Source organism: Lactobacillus sp. UMNPBX17 (assembly GCF_002553735.1).
Lineage (GTDB): Bacteria > Bacillota > Bacilli > Lactobacillales > Lactobacillaceae > Lactobacillus > Lactobacillus gallinarum.
This window is the reverse complement of the sequence record NZ_PCYT01000149.1, coordinates 1-1,189: the sequence shown is the minus strand read 5'-3', so window position 1 is coordinate 1,189 and position 1,189 is coordinate 1. Positions and strand designations below refer to the sequence as shown.

General features: G+C 37.4%; 1 protein-coding gene. It reads left to right on the top strand.

The genetic code is table 11. From position 1 onward, the window contains the following. Nucleotides 1-106 precede the first annotated feature (106 nt). Complete coding sequence (locus tag CP368_RS10030; RefSeq protein WP_087176735.1) at nt 107-1,156, top strand: IS30 family transposase; 1,050 nt, start codon at nt 107-109, stop codon at nt 1,154-1,156. Nucleotides 1,157-1,189 lie beyond the last annotated feature (33 nt).

Genomic DNA, 1,189 nt, shown 5'->3' with positions numbered 1-1,189 from the left:
TCGCCGATTGTAAAATTAAATTGAACACTTGATAAAAAATAAAAAGTCCATTCGGACCTGTTTGATAGAATGTAGTTACCACACAACATTTAGAAACGAGGTCAAAATGGACTCTTTACATTCTACCATGAATCAGCACATTAAAGGCAAGCATTTATCATTCGAGGAAAGAGTTATTATTCAATTGCGTTTGAAAGATGGCTATTCTTTGCGTGCCATTGCCCGTGAATTAAACTGTTCCCCTTCTACTATCAGTTATGAGGTTAAGCGCGGTACTGTAGAACTGTATCATGGCAAAGTCAAAAGATATAAGGCTACTCAAGGGCATGATGCATATCAAGCTCATCGTAAAAATTGTGGACGTAAATCAGACTTTCTCAGGAAAACTCAATTCATGCGCTATGTCCACAAACATTTCTTTAAAGACGGCTGGTCGCTTGATGTGTGCAGTAATCGCGCCACCGCTGTTGGCGCATTTAGCAGCAGAGATGTTGTCTGTACTAAGACTCTTTACAATTATGTCGACCAAGGTCTATTAGATATACATAATTACGACTTGCCAGAGAAGCTTAAACGCAATACCAAGCTTCATCGTATTCGCAGAAATAAGAAAAAACTTGGCAGAAGCATTGAAGAACGTCCTAAAGAGATCAATAAACGTAATGAGTTTGGCCATTGGGAATGCGATTTAGTTCTCGGACATAAGAGCAAAGATGATGAGGTGCTGCTAACCTTATCTGAACGTATGAGTCGTGAGTTCTTAATTCTTCGTATTCCTGACAAGACTTCTGTCAGTGTCATGCAGGCCTTTAAAAAACTCCAAAGGCAATACAGCGAACATTGGAATGATATTTTTAAAACCATTACCACTGATAATGGCTCAGAGTTTGCAGATCTTTCAAGTTTAGAAGACGTATCAAATACTTTAGTTTACTATGCTCATCCTTATACATCTTGTGACAAAGGAACAGTTGAAAGACATAATGGACTCATTCGCAGATTTATTCCTAAGGGAGAGGCAATAGACAATTATTCACTACAAGACATCATAGACATTGAAACCTGGTGCAACTCTTTACCAAGAAAGATATTGGCATATCATACACCAGATGAAATCTTTGAAAGAGAATTAGATCTAATCTATCAAGCAGCTTGATTAAAAGTGTTCAATTTATTATTGCAATTTACG

Bases quoted from the DNA above. Each gene is read 5' to 3' on its own strand.
- CP368_RS10030 (WP_087176735.1), top strand. From the start codon at position 107: ATGGACTCTTTACATTCTACCATGAATCAGCACATTAAAGGCAAGCAT.